Raw genomic sequence first — 1,339 nt, forward strand, 5'->3', positions numbered from 1 at the left:
CCTGCATCGACAATTTTTTAAGTCCCCTTAACGTTGTCCAACGCATGCCATGCTTTTCTTTTGCATCTGCGAATACACGTTCAATCGTTTCTTTGCGTTTCGCATAGATTGGTTTTACATCTTTGTGATGACGAAGATGATCAGCTTCCTCCACGTACTCTTGCCAAATATGACGTGTCACCACTTTTTGATGATCTTTACTTTCTGTACATTTCGCTAAAAATGGGCAAGTGGCGCAAATGTACTTCGGTGATTTGTACTCACGATAGCCTTCTTTATTCGTTGTCGAATATTTCAAGACTTCACCCGCTGGGCAAAGATAACAGTCAAAGTGTTCATCATAAACGTATTCATGTTTTCGGAAGAACCCTTCTTTTGTACGTGGTCGTGTATATGGTAATGCCGGTGTCATTTCATTTTCAACTAAGTATTTCGTAATCGCAGGTGTTTTATAAGCTGCATCTGCCGCAACAGCTTTAGGTTTTCCAACTTTCTCAATTACCTGTTCGACTAATGGTTCTAGGATATGACTGTCGTGTGTGTTTCCGGGTGTTACAATCGCGTCTAGTACAAAGCCGTTACGATCTGAGGCTGCATGGAAAGAATAGGCGAACTGTTTTGTACGCTCATCTTTTACATAGTAGCCACTCTCTGAATCGGTTGTGCTTTCTTTGATTTCTTTCGATTCTTCCTTCTCAAATTTATCCGGTGGGAACGGCTTTTTTCCATGATCTTCACGGTCTTGGTTGATTTCTTCTTGAAGACGTTCTTGATAAGCACGTGTTTCTTTACGGACAACTTTCTTTTCGAATTTATGTTTATTCGCACTCGCTTTCACATGCGTTGAATCCACAAAAACGTGTTCTGCACTAATCAGTTTCTTTTCAGCTGCCGTTTTTAAAATGCGGTAAAAAATCTGTTCAAATAAGTCTGTATCCTTGAAGCGACGCTCGTAGTTTTTTCCAAACGTCGAAAAGTGAGGCACTTTATCATGGAAGCCGTAGCCTAAAAACCAACGATAGGCTATATTCGTTTCAACTTCTTCTATTGTTTTACGCATCGAACGAATACCGAATGTGTATTGAATGAAAGTCAGCTTAATTAAAATTACAGGGTCAATACTTGGGCGGCCTACTTCTGAATACATATCTTTCACCAAGTCATAAACGAAAGAGAAATCAATCGCTGCCTCTATTTTGCGGACCAAATGGTTCGCAGGCACCAATTCATCTAAAGCAATCATTTCAATTTGATCTCGTTGAATAGAATTATGTTTCGAAAGCATCGTCATCACCTCAAGGTTTTTCTTACTTCTAGTTTAAAACAAAAAAGACCGTAG

Annotated in this window: 1 protein-coding gene; it reads right to left on the minus strand. The window is 39.6% G+C overall.

What is annotated here, in order from left to right:
* A partial coding sequence (locus K9V48_RS28035; RefSeq protein WP_224142316.1) for an IS1182 family transposase occupies window positions 1–1,285 on the minus strand: 1,285 nt, incomplete at its 3' end.
* Window positions 1,286–1,339: the final 54 nt, after the last annotated feature.

The organism is Metabacillus rhizolycopersici (assembly GCF_020075705.1).